Source organism: Paraburkholderia sp. GAS348, from assembly GCF_050434205.1.
GTDB lineage: Bacteria > Pseudomonadota > Gammaproteobacteria > Burkholderiales > Burkholderiaceae > Paraburkholderia.
In genome coordinates, this window is the sequence record NZ_JBNPVT010000002.1 from 396,937 (window position 1) to 413,399 (window position 16,463).

General features: G+C 58.7%; 11 protein-coding genes. 5 read left to right on the top strand and 6 right to left on the bottom strand.

Going from position 1 to position 16,463, the window contains the following annotated elements; all coding sequences use genetic code 11:
- The first annotated feature begins 73 nt into the window (after positions 1–73).
- The 3 genes from P3T22_RS04770 to P3T22_RS04780 all read left to right on the top strand — a co-directional run bounded on the left by P3T22_RS04770 (position 74) and on the right by P3T22_RS04780 (position 5,754).
- Positions 74–2,086, top strand: a complete 2,013-nt coding sequence (locus tag P3T22_RS04770) for a restriction endonuclease (RefSeq protein ID WP_429324339.1) — start codon at positions 74–76, stop codon at positions 2,084–2,086.
- Between the two features lie 253 nt (positions 2,087–2,339).
- Positions 2,340–3,512, top strand: coding sequence for a hypothetical protein (locus P3T22_RS04775; protein ID WP_429324340.1), 1,173 nt, complete (start codon positions 2,340–2,342; stop codon positions 3,510–3,512).
- Complete coding sequence (locus P3T22_RS04780) at positions 3,505–5,754, top strand: ThiF family adenylyltransferase (protein ID WP_429324341.1); 2,250 nt, start codon at positions 3,505–3,507, stop codon at positions 5,752–5,754. The genes P3T22_RS04775 and P3T22_RS04780 overlap by 8 nt, the downstream gene beginning before the upstream one ends.
- 97 nt (positions 5,755–5,851) lie before the next feature.
- Here P3T22_RS04780 and P3T22_RS04785 read toward each other — a convergent pair whose 3' ends face one another.
- From P3T22_RS04785 to P3T22_RS04800, 4 genes are all read right to left on the bottom strand, one after another.
- A complete protein-coding gene (locus P3T22_RS04785) occupies positions 5,852–8,080 on the bottom strand; it encodes an MBL fold metallo-hydrolase (RefSeq protein WP_429324342.1) in 2,229 nt (742 codons plus the stop codon).
- A gap of 182 nt (positions 8,081–8,262) precedes the next feature.
- A complete protein-coding gene (locus P3T22_RS04790) occupies positions 8,263–9,123 on the bottom strand; it encodes a ComEC/Rec2 family competence protein (protein ID WP_429324343.1) in 861 nt (286 codons plus the stop codon).
- 59 nt (positions 9,124–9,182) lie between these two features.
- Positions 9,183–10,298, bottom strand: coding sequence for a ComEC/Rec2 family competence protein (locus tag P3T22_RS04795; RefSeq protein ID WP_429324344.1), 1,116 nt, complete (start codon positions 10,296–10,298; stop codon positions 9,183–9,185).
- A complete protein-coding gene (locus tag P3T22_RS04800; protein ID WP_429324345.1) occupies positions 10,295–11,188 on the bottom strand; it encodes a hypothetical protein in 894 nt (297 codons plus the stop codon). Before P3T22_RS04800 ends, P3T22_RS04795 begins: the two co-directional genes overlap by 4 nt.
- A 632-nt stretch (positions 11,189–11,820) precedes the next feature.
- Here P3T22_RS04800 and P3T22_RS04805 point away from each other — a divergent pair.
- The gene (locus tag P3T22_RS04805; protein WP_429324346.1) at positions 11,821–12,654 is read left to right on the top strand and encodes a DUF932 domain-containing protein; all 834 of its coding nucleotides are present in this window, start codon (positions 11,821–11,823) and stop codon (positions 12,652–12,654) included.
- 124 nt (positions 12,655–12,778) lie between these two features.
- Positions 12,779–15,004 carry a ParB N-terminal domain-containing protein gene (locus tag P3T22_RS04810; RefSeq protein ID WP_429324347.1) on the top strand — a complete coding sequence of 742 codons (2,226 nt, stop codon included), beginning with the start codon at positions 12,779–12,781 and terminating at the stop codon, positions 15,002–15,004.
- Here the strand turns inward: P3T22_RS04810 and P3T22_RS04815 are convergent.
- Together P3T22_RS04815 and P3T22_RS04820 are read right to left on the bottom strand one after the other, a co-directional pair.
- The gene (locus P3T22_RS04815) at positions 14,999–15,769 is read right to left on the bottom strand and encodes a hypothetical protein (RefSeq protein ID WP_429324348.1); all 771 of its coding nucleotides are present in this window, start codon (positions 15,767–15,769) and stop codon (positions 14,999–15,001) included. The genes P3T22_RS04810 and P3T22_RS04815 overlap by 6 nt on opposite strands.
- Positions 15,762–16,454 carry a protein mobD gene (locus tag P3T22_RS04820; protein WP_429324349.1) on the bottom strand — a complete coding sequence of 231 codons (693 nt, stop codon included), beginning with the start codon at positions 16,452–16,454 and terminating at the stop codon, positions 15,762–15,764. Before P3T22_RS04820 ends, P3T22_RS04815 begins: the two co-directional genes overlap by 8 nt.
- Positions 16,455–16,463: the final 9 nt, after the last annotated feature.

The window sequence follows — 16,463 nt, forward strand, 5'->3', positions numbered from 1 at the left end:
ACGCAACAGACGATGTGCATGGGCAGCCTCTTGGGACTAGAAGACGCACGCTTGTCTTTCCAACAACCTGAATATGGCATTCATCATCGACTCGTCACCTAAAGCAAAACGAAGGCGTGCAAATCCCGGCGAAGCAAGATCGCGCAATCGTAAGAGACCTGGAGCACGAGAACAGCACGTAACCGCAGTTGAAATATCACTGGATGTCCTGCTCGGCCCACCCGCGCTGGTAGATGTGGTCGTTGATGATCTGCCGATTACCTCACTGCCTCTCGCCAATATCCCTTGGCCACGCTTTGAAGCGCTCTGCGCACAGATCCTCAACGATGGAGGTGAAGAGAAGGTTCGTCAGGCGGTACAGTACGGACGACCGGGGCAAGATCAGTACGGCATCGATATCGTCACATACCGTATCGGTGCACAGAAGCACATCGTCGCTCAGTGTAAGCGCGTGCGGCGATTGACAGCCGGAAATATAGAAGAGGCAGTCAACGATTTCCTGATTGGTCCGAAGGCTAGCTCCACAAGCAAATACATATTTTGTACGACGACAACGCTGGGTGAAGAGACAGCTGCAGTGGATGCCTGGACGAACGCATACAACCGGCTTATCGTCGCAAACATTGAGGCAGAGCTGTGGGATTCCGCTCGTCTGAACGATTTGCTGCGCACGCGGCCCGCAATCGTCACGCGATTTTTCGGAGTTGAGTGCGCGCGACGATTCTGCGACCCGGCGTCGCCATCGGGAATGTATCCATCGCAATTCAGACAACACTTCGTCGGGCAGTTCGAGAATCAGCTTGCTCTTGAACAGGTGACAACTCGACTTGACGTCAACCTCCCCTGCGAGAGATTCCCCCATTTTGGTGGAATCCTGACGTTTGCACGTGCGGACCTCAGCGGAATCAGTTTTGCGATTAGCGCGAAGACACTCCTCACGTGGGCTCAATGGCGAGTATGGGCAACGATGAAGCACGATGAGCGGCCGTACGCACAGCAAAGTGCCGTGCCTGGACGGTACGTTCTTTCCGCTGACGGTGTTCGGCTGACGCTAAACACCGAAGAAGTTCAGGACCTGGACTGGATTCTTTGCAAAGCGTGGGAAGGCTTCCTGCAGGCTGCCAATGAACTTGAAAAATATTGGCGCTTTCTCCGGTTTCCTCGTTTGACGCACGATGAACAAGGTTTTGTGGTGGCGCGCGTCAGTCGTGACGCCTGGAGAGCGATGCTGGATTTCGCAAATACGCATGATTTCGAGAAGGGCGACACATCAAGACACATTTTCGACCGCAGCGCAGGCCTGCTGAAAATCTATAACCCGAGCAGCAGGCAAACCACGGCATCAGTGCATCACCTCGTGCTTAACGCGGTATCAGACGGCGAGATGGCTTTACAGTGGGAACAAGACAGTCTTCTCTTAATCTGGCAGCCGCCGACGGTTACGCCCGGTGACAGCAGCTTGGTCGGCCCCGCTGGATATTGGGACGTCGAGCATGCACATGAGTGGCTGGTAGATACCTTCGCGGGCTGGGCAAATGACTGGGCGAAGCAGACGCAAGCGCCTGAAACCCGCACAGGCTGGTTCAGGCGGACCCAGGTTCGCCCTCCTGTCGAGCCCTTCGAGCTGCATATCGACTCCCACGCGCTTCTGCCGCGACGGGATTTCGATTCGCCACGCACCGTATCTGAACTGATCGAATTCTGCACGCATCTTCAGGGGCATTTCTACCTCGACAAGTTGGGGGTACCCGTTAAGCGAGAAATCACCACCAATGTTTTGCAACTCGTCCTGCGGTTCCTAAGCCTAGGCGGCGAAGGAGAAAGACGATACATCGCCGGAAAGCTGACACTTCGATCGGACATGCTGGACGGGGCAATTCCGGGTCTCATTGCTGACACCTCAAAACGCTTTGACCTCGTGGCTTGGCTCGATAATGCTCTTCGTTGCCTGATCCAGTTGCTGCGCAACGCCGAGCGCCTCGCGCAATCCGATATCGACTTTGCCGTCGACCTGCTGCTGCCCGCCGCGAACAGAGTACGTGAGGATCTCCTGTGTCAGGCGTTCTCGCTGCGAGCCTCTTCGTAGACCAAGCCTGGACCACATCCGATTCCACGTGCCGGACATGCGGGAAACCGGCTCGCGCACGTCCGTCGCCCGTTTCGCGGGACCGGTTCGCGGGCGACGGAACCTTTACGCTCAAACATTACAATAACATTTCATAATCTCGGAGAGACCACAATATCTTGTGGTTGACGTTTCCTCCATTAGCCCATATAGTTTAAATAAGGAGGACTCCGGATTTCGATAGGCGCCTCCAGCACGCTATGAAGAGGCCACAGTGACAACAACGCATTTCGTGAAATTCTATGGCGTCGCCAATGGCGATACTGCCCAGGTGATACTCGACAACGGTCGCCGCGTGCTTTTCGACTTTTGCCATCGCGGCAATGCCGAGGATCCGGACACACCGGAGATCGATCTGAAAGCGACCCTGAAGAAGGAGCTCAAGGACGCCGGCCGTGACTATTTCGACGTAGTGGCCTTTACGCACGCCGATCTCGATCACATTCAGGGCAGCACCGAATTCTTCGAGCTCCAGCATGCCAAAATCTACCATGGCGAGGGCCGGATAAAGATCAAGGAGCTGTGGGTACCTGCTGCGATGTTGCTGGAAGAGGCCGACAACGACCACCAGAAGGAAGAGTACGTGCTGTTGCGCCAGGAGGCCCGTCATCGGTTGCTGAATGGACAGGGCATCCTCGTCTTTTCGAAGCCGGAGGCACTCCGGGAATGGCTTGAGCCCAAGCTCAAGGAGCGTGGCGAACGCCCGGATGCCCGGGACCATCTGTTTGTGGACGCCGGCACACTCGTCCCGGGGTTCTCGCTTGCGAGTGACAACGTGGAGTTCTTCTGCCACTCACCCTTCATCAAGCATTGCGACGACGGCTCCGACGTAATACGCAATTCCGCTTCACTGGTCTTCAACGTCCGCTTTGATGCCGACGGCCAGCGCTACGACTTTCTGCAGGTCGGTGACAGCTGCGCTGAAGACCTCGAAGACATCGTGCGCACGACGCTGTATCACAAGCGCGGGGATCGACTCGGATGGAACCTGTTTAACATTCCCCACCACTGCAGTTATCTTGCGCTGACTGAAGACGGCGAGAAAGGGGAATCGGAAACCGAGCCGAAAGAGCTTGTCAAATATCTGCTCCGGCAGGGAAAACCTGATGCCTATATTGTGAGCAGCAGCAAACCGATTCCGGATGTGAAAGAGTCTTACACGCAAATTCAGCCGCCCCACATCCAGGCCCGGAAGGCTTACGAACGGTATCTGCGCGAAGTAAAGGGCCGCAAATTCGTGGTTACCATGGAAGAGCCCAATGCACGCAAGCCCGAGCCGCTCGTCTTTGAGATCGGTCGGGGCGGCGTTAGCTGGAAGAAAACGACATCAATTGGTGCTCCTGCATTGGTGCTCTCATCTCCGCCCCGCGCAGGTGCGTGTGACTGAATATCACGAACTCCCGGGTTTTTCCGAACTGCAGGCTGACGAAGAACCCGCCATTCCGCGCGCAAAGTCCCTGGTTCGCGCAATCGAACGTTCCCGCGACTTTTCGCTCATCAAGGTGCTGCGCGCTACCAGCCCGGATGGGCATCAGCTCGAGTGCCTCGTCGCGGACGTGGAAACCGACGACGTACCCCCAGATAACCCGCATGGGATTCTGTATCGGGAACGCGTCGCTCTTTGCGTGAGCGACAATCCCTCCGACCTTGTGGAGGTTCTTGCCTTGCGCAAGGACTTCCCGGTGCTCATGCATCAAAACCACGGCTACTACGAGGGCCCCGCAAGCCTTTGCCTATACTTCGAGTCAGCTGTTTCCGTCTTGCGCACCTGGACACCGGAAGCATTTCTTCGCCGGATCCAGTGGTGGCTCGCGCGCAGCGCTCGAGACGAGTTGCACCCCGCCGATCAGCCGGTCGAGCATCTGTTCTTCTCCAGCAACTACGAGCTTGTTCTGCCCAGGAACTACGACGAGCTACGCAACAGTGGCGAGCACCGCTTCGGGTTGAACAAGAAAGCAATTCGCGCGGACGAAGGCTTGACTTGCGAACTGGTACCCATACCAGTCGCGGCCGATCTGCCTCAGGGAAACATTACCCCCATCGAAATTGAATTGCCCCCAGTCGTCCACGGCGCAATCACGCGGGACCCCGACACGTTAGGCGCACTCGATACTATCCTCGGGCAGCGAGGGGTCGATTTCGCCTCTCTTTTGAAGGACATGGTTCGCGATCGCGTTGGAGGTCGCGCGCAGAATAAACCTGCCAATAAAGAAACGACTGTCTTGTTGCTTCACATTCCAATCTGTCGGGTCGAAGGCGGCGAACCGCAGGCGATAGGGCACCGTGCCTTCTTCATACCCGTCAGCGTGCTCGATCTGGGAGTGAACATTGGCCTGCTCACCTTCGCAAATGGGACCTACGCCCCGCACCTGGGCGGAGGCGCGGATACAGGCATCTGGAGAGCGCAAGCCATATTGCCGATGGAAGTTCTCCAGAAAAACGACGCGGATCAATTTCGCCGTCAATCGGGCGTCGATAGCGCCGGGCCGAAAGCTGTATTAATCGGCGCGGGGTCGCTCGGCAGCGCGATGCTCAATCTGTGGGGCCGAGCCGGCTGGGGCACGTGGACCGTAATCGATAATGACCATGTGAAGCCGCATAACCTGACTCGTCACGTAGCGCTCGATGAGCACATTGGTCATCAGAAGGTGGACGTGGCAGCGAAGCTGCACCGTGCTGCCGTGGGTGAAGCGACTTCAGTCACACCGTTAAATGCCAACGCTCTCGATTTCGGCAACCAGGCCCTCTCTGCGGCGCTTTCGGCAAGCGAGCTGGTCATCGACGTATCGACGACACTCGAATATCCGCGTGCAGCGAGCTCCGTTGACGCATTCGCGCGCCATGCTTCGGCTTTTGTCACCCCAGATGGCAACGGTGCCGTTCTTCTCATGGAAGATACCGCCAGAGCAGTGCGTCTGCGAAGTCTTGAAGCACAATACTACCGGGCGATAATTAACAACGACTGGGGACGCGATCACCTCGAAACAAACACGGATACGTTCTGGAGCGGCAATAGCTGTCGCGACATCTCGCTCGCAATGCCGTACTGGCGCATTGCCACACAGGCAGGCACCTTGGCGGAACAGGTCGTTCTTCTATCTGCGCGCAAAGATAGCCAAATCCGGATCTGGCAACGCGATCCCGAACGCGGTTCCGTGCAGGCATACGACGTGCCCGTGTGTTCCGAGCGTCAGTTGATATTCGACGAATTCAAGCTGTACATCGACACCGGAGTTGAAGCTGAACTGCGCTCCCTTCGAAAGGATGCATTCCCAAATGAGACAGGCGGCATCCTACTCGGATACTACGACTTCAACGTCGGCGCCGCCGTGGTAGTCGCCGGGTTGTCGGCGCCGCCCGACAGCGTCTCAACGCCGACTTCATTCAAACGCGGAACGGCAGGAGTTGCAGATGCCGTCGCCGAAGCGCACCGACGAACCAATGGCGTGGTTGGATACATCGGCGAATGGCACAGCCACCCGCCCGGTTGCTCGGCGTCGCCCAGCCGTGAAGATCTCGTACAGCTGGCACACCTCGCCCATGGCATGCTCGACGACGGTCTTCCTGCCGTCCAGCTGATTATCGGTGAGGAGGACGTCCGTATCCTGCAAGCCATTGCCTACGACTAAAGGCTTTGGGCCGTATTCCACGCAACTCTCCTGGCAGCATGAAAAGAGCGGCTTGCGGAGCCCAACGTGGTGAGACCGTCCGGCAACGTGCACGGTCCTACCAGACAGGGATCCAGGGCGTCAGGCGTAACGCCTCCACGAACGCCTCGGGAAACTCACTTTTCCCAGAGTACCGATTTTTTTCAAGAAACCCTTGCATGTGCGAGTAGGTGGTCCATTGACCCTTATGCCTGTACGCGAGGTTGAGCATGAGGGCATCGCGCTCAGCCATTTTGAGCACCTTTTCGAAATGGGATCCAGTCCATTCCGCGTACGGTTCGCATATTATGTCGTCAGGCCACTCGTCGACATTCAACTGCCCCTCCTCCTCGCTGTCCCTGCGCAAACATATTGTCGCCGCGCCTTTGGTCCACCTTGAGTGTCTGTAATATGTGGAACACAGCCGAGCTGTGAACTCGTCAGCGAAGACTGGAACAAGAAGCGGAACGATCTCTTCGAGAATGACGTCCATCGGCAACCCCGTACGCAGGGCAATGAACGCCGCCAACATATCCCAATCACACGAATTCAGCACCGCTATTGCGTCACGCGCGTACACCGACTCAGCGGCAGGATTCGAATGGACATAAATCTTTGGAATTCCTCTTACCCATCGTATCGTGTCGTCGATATCGGCTTTTGAAGGCATCCGGTAGATATCAGATGTGCGGCCATTGCGGCACTCCGATTGCGCCACAAAGAACTTCCTGTGGCGGCGACCGAATCGCAATACCGGCCCCGGATCCGCTACAAGGGCATGCCGACCATCCTTGCGTGCCAGAATCGCGAGGTCTGTCCAGCGTTCAAGCCGATGGTCCAGTTTGGCGAGCTGCGGATTAGTCGAGCTTGTTAGCCTCGAAAGAAAGTCCTTATGACTTTGCTTGAGCTGCTTCGCAATCCAGTTGCTGTGCTTTTCCAGCTCACCCTGCGTCCATCGGACGAACGATTCACTGGGCGAAGTAACGTTCTGGTTAAGAACGACGATAGGAGTGAAAGCCTGATCGCCTAACCCCTGAACGCAGGCATAGGCGTCCGCCGTGCTATTGCTGCCCGTCAATGTCAGAACTGTGACCGGCCGCTTCTCAACAGAAGACTCGCACTGGAAGACGGAAAAACATGAATCGATGTCACTAGCTGCAGGCAGCGCGCCGGCTAATGTTTCCACACGACGTACGTTTGGACAAACGAGCGATGCTCCGATCGATCGAACCACGTTCCGGAAGTTGAGTTCCGGAAGACCGTGTCGACCGCTGGCACTTACCATGACGCTGCGAGGCCTCAGCCATGCATATACGTCGTTTTGGGCATCAGAACGTCCCTCAATGAACAGCTTGCCTCCATGATGCGGTGCTTTCAATACGTCTATCCCGAGGCCAACAGGATGCTTCGCAGCAATGTAGGACCAGTTTTCCTGGTCTCCCGCAAGAACAATCCTCTTTCGATGCACGCCTCCAAGATGAACGTCTAGAACAGCGACGAGTGAGGTATCGTTGAGAACGTGATTCCCGAAGAATTCGGGGTCGAGGCGCTGCGCGCTTTCATGCGTATTCGCGCTCCGGACCGCATCTGCATCCAGTGCGCCTGGGCGGGGCAGACCTGTAGCAAAATCGTCGGGCGAAGCCGACGATCCGGTGCGAAAGATACTGCGCAGGAATGCAAAGTCGTCGCCTTCATCGCGGGTATCGTTCAGGTCGGCTTCCAGTAGCCATTCGCTCGGTAATGGCGCTCGCATCAAAAGGTTGCCCAGTTCTTCACCGTCGGACAGCGCCAAGGCTTCGATGAGTCGCGAAGCCGGCGATAGAATGGAAAGGACCACGCGACCGTTCACAAACCTTGAGGAATAGCCTTCGAACGGATAGGAAACGGGCACCTTCGCGGCTAACAGGGCGTCCTCCCATTCCTGTGCCCGCTCGACCGCATTGCGCACCCGGTCAGCGAAGAGCCATGCAAGACGACGAAAGGCCGGAAGACAAGGTCCGAGATACTCGCCGATCGTAATTTTTCCCTCAAGAAGTTGCGGCAAGCCACCTTGGTGGTCGTTATCCACATGGCTCAACATCACCACGTCGATATCCGGACGCCCGTCATTGCGTGGATTTTCCGCAAGATGGGTGACCAGTGTCTGAGGCAAACGCTCCCCCGCATCAACGAGCAAACGAAACTGAACGGTGTCGTCGCGGACGTATTCGACTAACGTACAGTCTCCATGCCGCACGTTGTAGCTGCAGACGCGAACGCTCTCGCCAGCTGCGAGATTCCGGTCGCTCACACTTTTTGCAATGATCATTCAGGGGACCTTTTTTGTTTGTGTCAAGGATGAATGCCGCGCAGCGACGCCGAAGCATGTTCCCTTGCCGACGCAGGCACCGCGGACGCGCCGCACGCACCGATTCATGCTTCTACCTCCTGCTTCTTTCGCGGCTTACGGCCTAAGTTCCGCTCCCAGTTACCACTGTATTCGTGGTCCAATCAGGAAACGTAGCAGTTGCCGCTCGCAAATGTAAAGATAAGCTCACCATCGTAGCGAGTCGTGAGAACGCGCCGAACATTGCCTGGACGCCTGAAGTCCGATATTCCGCTGCACTTGCTCGCGTAGTACTGTACCGTCTCCTGTGTGTCGAACTGCTTGTAGTCATCGGAGATCACGACGAGTCTCGGGCGGCATCCCCATACGTCGAACATTTCAGGACAAATGCCGTTCTGCCGTCCATGATGCGACGCGACCAGGATGTGTACGCCGCCCACGACTTCGCGAAATCGCTGGTTGGTGTTCAGCATGTGCCTGAATCCAGCGCACTCCAGGTCTCCCGGAAATAGAAATGAAAATCCGTGAATCTTGAGATGCAGAACGAGACTCAGATTATTTTCGTCAGTGAAGTACGGGTATGGATTCCAGAACCACTCGACGAACACATTGGGAAAATCCGGCGGAACTACCTGCAATGGCGTCAGCGCATAGTGACCAAGGGCGTTCACGAGCGAATCGATGCCCTTCCCCATCCCATCATCCGTTTTCAGGGTCTTGACGACCTGAGCGCTCACCGTCGGGTTTCTCAGCATCCAGGCGACATTGACACCATTCTGAGCGAGGTACGGATGCCCAGAGGCGTGATCCTCGTCATAGTTGGTGATGACGAATTGCTCAAGGTATGAGACCCCGAGATTGCGCAGGTGGGAGCCAGCGTTCCAGCCCGTCGTCGAATTGTGCCCGCAATCGATGAGCATGCGCCGGCATCCATCGCCCGGAACCGGAACCGTTAACAGCGCACACGCTCCATGCTCGACGTCAAAGACCTGGAGTAATCCGTCATGAACCGGAAGACCTGCCACGTTCTCTCCGCATGAGTCGTTTCAAGTGATTACCGCTCAATCAGAGAGCCGGCAAGCGGTCAGTCATACTCCTCGACGAGCGAACTCAGCTTGATCGCTTCAATTGGTCCATACCCCTTCCTTGGTGCAAATCCGCCCCAATGCACCCGCTTGCCTCCCTGCGTTGCATGGACCCGGCCACCGCGTCGAATGAATGCATTGAGCACCATCTTTCTCGGATGTGAGCTGTCGTCTACTGGAGCGGACACGAACGCGGTAAACGTCCGCGTCCCTTCCGGTTGCACAGGGCCGATTAGTTCGTTCAGGATGGCTGGCCCTACATTGCTCCGACTGCCATGGTGAGGAACCTGCACGAAACTGAAGCTTCGTAGCGGAAAGCTGTTCGCTTTGGCATACTCGACTGCCCATGACAACGCACACACGCCCGCGTCGCCAGTCAGCAGGAGTCTCCTGCCGTCAGCAATGTTGGCATAGAGGACGACACTGCCCTCATTGCTGGCTGACGTGCACGCGCCATCCCGGAGGTGTTCCTCGTGCCAGGTTTCCTCAATCCAGCTTTGCGTGTCACTGGCAGCGGCCTCGAGGGCTTTACCCAGAGCATCGTTCGTCGCTTGAATCAGCCAAAATCCCGCTGTCTCAATTGCTTCCTTGTCGGGATCCGGAGTTTTGTCGAACTGCGGTAGCAAATGGAGATAGTGCCGCCTACTTGGCGATAGCACTGTAAACGGGCCGATTCGACTGCCTTGGAACGGGTATTGGACTTTGGTACCCGCATCCCACGCCATGCGGAGTATCTCGCTTAGGATGTCGTATTCATCCTTGATGGCCTTCGTGAGCCCTTCCTTTGTCCAGTTCTTGCTCGCGAACAGGTGCTTCGCTTCCGAGGCGAGTCGCCACGGAATATGCATCCAAAGCTTTTCCACTCTGATCTCAGCAAATAGCTCGCGCATGCCAGAAGCATGATCTGCATCCGCATGAGTCAAAACCGCATGCGAGACCGTCACATCATTGCCATAGTGCGCGCGAAGATGCCTGACCAGATTTTTCCCGCTATCAACTGTCCCACCGTCAATGACCATCAGTTCGTAGCTGTCTTCTTCCCCGTAACGGACAACAATGCAATCGCCCGCGCGGCTTGCATCACCCACGGGTAGAAATTCAATTTCGCACTTCACTTATCTGATTCCCCGTTGGAGCCATTCCCTGCGGAACTGGCGGATCTGGTTCTTCTTGCTTTCGGCGCATCGGGTTTTCCATCTACCACGGAATCGGCTCGCTTCTTCGCCCGGGCACCGGAAACGGACTGGCCCTTCTCCGGCAGCGAATTCAACGATTCAAAAAGGCGCTCGGCGTAGACGTACCCAATCCGCTTAACTTGATCCTCGTTAAAATGCGCCCAGAAAAAAAGCAATGCAATGGAAACCACAAGCGTTATGCCGCCACTTGGGCCTGGTGTTGCAAGGTTCAGTACGTCAAAAGCAAGGGGATGAAACTGGAGAGCTTTACTCAGCTCGAGTCCTAACAGGATTCCCAGAAAACACGTGAGCACGCCGATCGGTCGCATGGCAAACATGTTGCGGTGAAAACCGTAGGCAATATTCTCTTTGAGCAATAGCGCATTGGCCTTTCCACGAGTCAACTCACGCAGCAAACGCGTTGCGCCTTTATAGACGTCGTCTGCGGCAACGAGGTCGCGCGCTTCCTCTTCAGGCGTCGGCACCGTAATACCGAGCTTCGTTCTGATCGCATCGTGGTAACGCTTCTTGCTGACGCTGTCCAGAAAGCGGTCGCCATGACGCAAAATCAGCGTCGTCGGCATCCCGCCCCAACCTTTAACGAGTTTCTCCTCGAGTCGTTTGCCGCGCCCGCGAGCGACACTGGCAAGCGCATAGATTGCCCCGCAGCCACCTACGAGGCCGACCAAGGCGGTCAGGATTGGACTTTTGGGCCCGAAGATCCAGAGCAAGGGAACGAGAAGCGGCAACACCGTCAGTAGTCCAGGAAAAATCCGGGCTTGCTTCTGGTAGGGATCGCGCAACTGTTCGAGCACCATGTTCAGGTTCATAGCGTGGGCACGTCTTTTGACTGATGTTTTTGCGCCCAGTATAAGGCAAATATTTCTTGATTATCTACCGTAAAAGTAACCTTGACATCCTATGTCAATCTGGTGGCGAATGCTGTCGAGCACCGCTGCGGCTCTGTCTGCGTGGAAGCCCGTGGCGATGGTGAACGCATCAGAATCGCCGTCTTGAGCGGCGGTCACTTCCCGCCGCTAACGCGTCATGAGCGGGCTTTCGCGCTGCGCGTCGAGCCGCGTCCCCGCGTCTCACCCCTGCCGGGCATCAATCCCTGGCGCAGCAGTCAACCCCGGTCATCTTCCAGTCTTCCAGCCATACCCCTGCCCGGTCAATCCGAGGCCCGGCATGCATCCGGCTCCCAAGCTCCCGCCCTTGACCCGCGACCGTAGCCGATAGCGGACTGGCGTCAAGGGGCGAGGGACCGTGTTGCCCGCACCCCTCCCTCGCCTTTTTCCTTGACACCAGTCCGCTATCGGCTCCTCAAGTCGCACGGGCGGGAACCCGGGAACCTGGCGGCAGCAAAGCCAACCCCGAGTTCCACCGGGAGGTCTCCAGCCCTAACGGCAAGTCACATCCCGTCGCCCGGTTCAGGTCCTCAACCTTGACTTTGGAGATTGCCATGCAACTCGCTTCTTCTTTCCGGTACGGCTCCCCGATGCTGCGCGCTGACTCGCCCCTGTCGGACGACCAGATTTGCCGCGTTGCCCCGTCCATCTTCGCGGACGGCAAGCACGAAAGCCGCTCCGAACGCTACACCTACATTCCAACCATCGATGTGGTGCGCGGCCTGCGTAACGAAGGTTTCCAGCCTTTCATGGTCTGCCAGACGCGCGTGCGGCACGACGACCGTCGCGAGTACACGAAACACATGCTTCGGCTTCGTCACGCTAACCAGATTACCGGCGAGGAAGCCAACGAAATCGTGCTGCTGAACTCGCACGATGGCACCAGCAGTTACCAGATGCTCGCGGGCGTGCTGCGCTTCGTGTGCCAGAACGGCATGGTGGCAGGCGACAACGTCGCCGATATCCGCGTCCCGCACAAGGGCAACATCGTCCAGAACGTGATCAACGGCGCATTCGACGTGCTCGACGGTTTCGACCTGATCCGCCAGCAGAAGGAAGGCATGCGCGCTGTCATGCTCGACCGCGACGAACAGCACGCATTCGCCCGCTCCGCACTTGCGCTGCGCTACGACCCGACCGACCTAGAGGCACCGGCCCCGGTCACCGACAGCCAGTTGCTCGCCCCGCGCCGCTTCGAGGATCGACGCGACGACCTCTGGACCGTCTTTAACCGCGTGCAGGAAAACCTCACCAAGGGCGGACTGCATGGACGCTCACGCACGGGTCGCTCGATGTCCACCCGGCCTATCACCGGCATCGACCAGAACGTGAAGCTCAATCGCGCCCTGTGGATGCTCGCGGATGCAATGCGCCAGATGAAAGCGTAGCCACGACAGGGGCGGGAAAGCCGCCCCATCTTTTCCTCTATCAGGACTCCTATCCGGGTTGAATCCTGACAGAATCCGATAGTGCCCGACCCGGAACTTTCATTTCAACTTTCTGGAGTCAGTCATGCAAGCCAAATCCGAAACCACTATGGTAGACACCGCCGAACAAGCTACCATGCTCGAATCCCACTTCGGTAACGAGCAGCCCATCGTGACCGTGCCGTATTCCAGCCTGCGACCGTCGCCACTCAATGCACGCACGAAACCCCTGTCGGGCATTCCCGGCCTTGCCGCCAATATCCGGGCAAAGGGTCTGCTGCAAAATCTCGTCGTCCACGAGATAAAAGGATCGCGCGGCAGGCAGCGCAAATTCGGCGTGTGCGCCGGTCAGCGCCGCGAGGCCGCCCTCGACCTCCTGATCGAACAAAAAGACATTGCCGCCGATTACCCGGTCCCCGTGCGGATCGTCAGTGAAGGCGAAGCCCTCGCCATTTCCCTGATCGAGAACACCGAGCGCGAAGGACTCGATCCGTTCGACGTGCTGCGCGCATACCGGATGCTGGCCGAGGAAGGAAGAAGCGTCGATTACATCGCCGCGCTCTTTTCTGCCTCGCCGCTCACGGTCAAACGGCGCATGAAGCTCGCCAGCGTATCCCCAAAGCTGTTGGCCCTGCTGCGGGAGGACGCGATAACGCTGGACCAGCTTGCCGCACTCGCCCTCGCTGACAACCATGAAACGCAGGAACACATTTGGTTCGATGCGAACGAGTGGCAGCGCCAGCCCAACTATCTGCGACAGGCGATCACGCGGGCCGAAATCGATGCGAGCCGCAGCCGCCTCGTTCGCTTTATTGGCCTCGACACCTACGAAGCAGCAGGCGGGTATGTACGCCGTGATCTCTTCAGCGACGACGGGAATGCGGGCTACATTGCCGATGCCGAACTGTTGCAACGGCTCGTCGCGGAGAAACTGGACGCAGCCGCAGAGGAAGTCCGCGCCGAGGGTTGGGGCTGGACAGAGACCCGAATCGAGCGTGATGTGCTGGAGCTTAACCGCTACGGCAAGCTGCGCCCCATCCAGCGCCCCTTGACGGACGACGAGCAGCGTGAAATGGATGCGCTTACCGCAGAGCAGGATGAACTCGCCGGGAAGCTGGAGGCGCTGTCCGAGGACGACGAAAATGCCTATGAGGAAGCTGACCGCCTCGATGCTGGAATCGAACGGGTCAACGCCGCGACCGCCGCACTCGAAAGCCGCGCTCTCGTGTGGGATACACAGCAGATAGCGGAGGCGGGCGCGTTCGTGATCATCGATCCGCAGGGAAAACTGCTCATCGAGCGCGGTCTAGTGCGGCGCGAGAACAGTGCGGCGCTGGACGCGGCGGGTGCGACCGTCACCCGAACGCGGCAGGCGGAAGCAGCGAACCCGGCAGGCTGTCCTGTTATGAAGATCAAGCCAGTCCACAGCGCAAAACTCTGCCAGCGACTCACCGCGCACCGCACCGTCGCCATTCACGCCGAAATGGTCGCGCAGCCCGCCGTCGCGCTCGCTGCCCTGTTGCGGCATCTCGTTCCGCAGGCACTGCCCGAGCACTACGGCTACACGTCCGCGCGCGACTATCTGGCGCTGTCTGGCGACAACAATCACGACAGCCTGCTACGCGCGGCGGACGATCTGCCCACCAGTGCTGCATGGAACGCTGTCGAGGCACAACGCGCCCGATGGACCGCCGAGTTGCCCGCGAAACGCACCGACCTGCTGCCGTGGCTCGCGAAGCAGGATCCCGGCACGACGCTGCTCGATCTGCTCGCCTTCTGCATCGGCACCTTGCTCGACGGCATCGCGGGCGAGGAAAAGCCGCAGGCGATCAACGCGCTCGCGGGCGCGCTGCACCTCGACATGACCCGTTACTGGACGCCGACCCGCGCCACGTATTTCGATCATGTCAGCAAGGCGCGCATCGGGGAAGTCGTGTCCGCAGCCCTGTCGCCCAGGGTTGCCGCCGACCTCGGAAAGATGAAGAAGGCCGACGCCGCTGCCGCAGCCGAACTGCGGCTGGCGAAGGTCGCGTGGCTCCCGGAAATCCTCACCGATACGGAAATCCCGGTCATGCCGTCATGGGAAGCGCGCGACGACGAGGACGGGGACCCCGGGGAGGACGAACACGGTCCGGACACTGGCAATGGTTCTGACGAGCCGCAGGACGACGACGAAAGTGCCGCCGAGCCCGGGAGCAATCACAGTGGCATCAACAACACGGCTTGCGGTGTGGCAGTGGCTCCCGCCCCAGCCAGCACGCAGCCGCCGTGGCCCTTTCCGACCGCTGCCAGCCTCGCGCACGCTTCATAATGCCCTCGCGTTCATGAAAGGCGACATCAAGGAAGTATGACCGGTGCGGGCAGACGGCAAACCCTCTGCCCGCACCATATTACTACCGGAGTAGCGGCCCGCCACCGCACCCGCTGTCGCCGCGAGCAGAATCACAATCAGCGCCCCAACCACCAGTGTGCGGAACGCCTTCGTCATCCGTCGCTCGGCTATCTGCTCAACCTTCGCGGCGCGCGCCGCTGCCGCGCTCATTTCCCGTTCAAACAGAGCTACCGCTGCGTCGAGTTGCTGCCGGTGCTCGCGAGCCGCGACGGCTACCGCGCCCACTACCCGGTTTCCCGCGATGCGCGCTATCCGGTCAGCCGCGCGCTCCGCCTGCGCAACCAACGCCTGTTCATTCAGTGCCGCGAGCGTCGCGCGATACCTCGCCTCGTGTTCAACGGTCATCCGTTCCGCGAGTTCTATGGTCGCCTTGCAGCGCGCGAGCGCGTCGCGGTGCTGCGCCATCAGCGCGTCCGTTGCCTCACGTGCCTCATCCCGCACTGCGTCCAGATTGCCCTTGCCTGCCTGCCGGATGCGCTCCGGCATCGCTTCGTAAAGCCGCGCATAGTATTCGAGCACCGCCAGCACCGACCACAGCGCATCGTTGTCGCGCAGATTCATGGCCACCGACACGCGGCGCATGCGCAGCAGGCTCGCATCGTCCGGCTTCTCGCCGGTCACGTCGTAAAAGAGCCGTGCGAGCGGATCGACAGGACGTCCACGCCGCGCCCGCCGTTCAGGCATTGCCCGTCACCCCGGTAAACATCGCGTCATAGAGGGCCCGCCAGCGCAGCAGTTCCGCGCGCTGCCCAATGGGCAGCGACTCTGCCGCCTTGCGCACCGACAGGCGCTGACTGCGCAGATCGTCTGCCACGCGATCCGCGAGTTCGGGAAAGTCGAGCGACTTGCCCTTCGCCTCGATACTCTTGCGGATTTTCGAGTCCTGATACAGCACGAACCTGTCCGGCGCGCCGTAGTGGCCATTGCGCACAACATGTGTAATCGCCTCTGGAAACGTCTCCCCAAACTGGCGCAGCAGTTCCAGACTGTCGCGCTGCCGGTTGATCACCCAGAACACGACGAGCCGCCTGCCAAGCTCGCCCAGCGTGGTGGCCAGCGTCGCACCGTAGCGGGCGACGCCATCCTGGTTGCGGGCTGCCGTGCTGACCACCACAACTGCGTCGCGATGCTCGTCGCAGTAGTTCACGAAATTGATCCAGCCGTCCGCCTCGTCCAGATCGAACGCGGCGCAATCAATCTCGCCCTGCACGGCCTTCATCACGTCAGGGTTTGACGTGTCGTTCTCAACCAGCACGGGTTTCACTCCGCGCCGCTGCAGATGATCGACCAGCGCGAGCGCGACGAGGCTCTTGCCAACGCCGCCCTTGCCGCCGCCCACGAGATAGATGGGATTGACTGCCTTATCCATCGCGACTCC

What these genes read in the sequence shown, in the direction of transcription:
- P3T22_RS04815 (WP_429324348.1), bottom strand. Translation starts at nt 15,769, where the DNA reads ATGCCTGAACGGCGGGCGCGGCGTGGACGTCCTGTCGATCCGCTCGCA.
- P3T22_RS04800 (WP_429324345.1), bottom strand. Translation starts at nt 11,188, where the DNA reads ATGAACCTGAACATGGTGCTCGAACAGTTGCGCGATCCCTACCAGAAG.
- P3T22_RS04785 (WP_429324342.1), bottom strand. Translation starts at nt 8,080, where the DNA reads ATGATCATTGCAAAAAGTGTGAGCGACCGGAATCTCGCAGCTGGCGAG.
- P3T22_RS04810 (WP_429324347.1), top strand. Translation starts at nt 12,779, where the DNA reads ATGCAAGCCAAATCCGAAACCACTATGGTAGACACCGCCGAACAAGCT.
- P3T22_RS04820 (WP_429324349.1), bottom strand. Translation starts at nt 16,454, where the DNA reads ATGGATAAGGCAGTCAATCCCATCTATCTCGTGGGCGGCGGCAAGGGC.
- P3T22_RS04805 (WP_429324346.1), top strand. Translation starts at nt 11,821, where the DNA reads ATGCAACTCGCTTCTTCTTTCCGGTACGGCTCCCCGATGCTGCGCGCT.
- P3T22_RS04770 (WP_429324339.1), top strand. Translation starts at nt 74, where the DNA reads ATGGCATTCATCATCGACTCGTCACCTAAAGCAAAACGAAGGCGTGCA.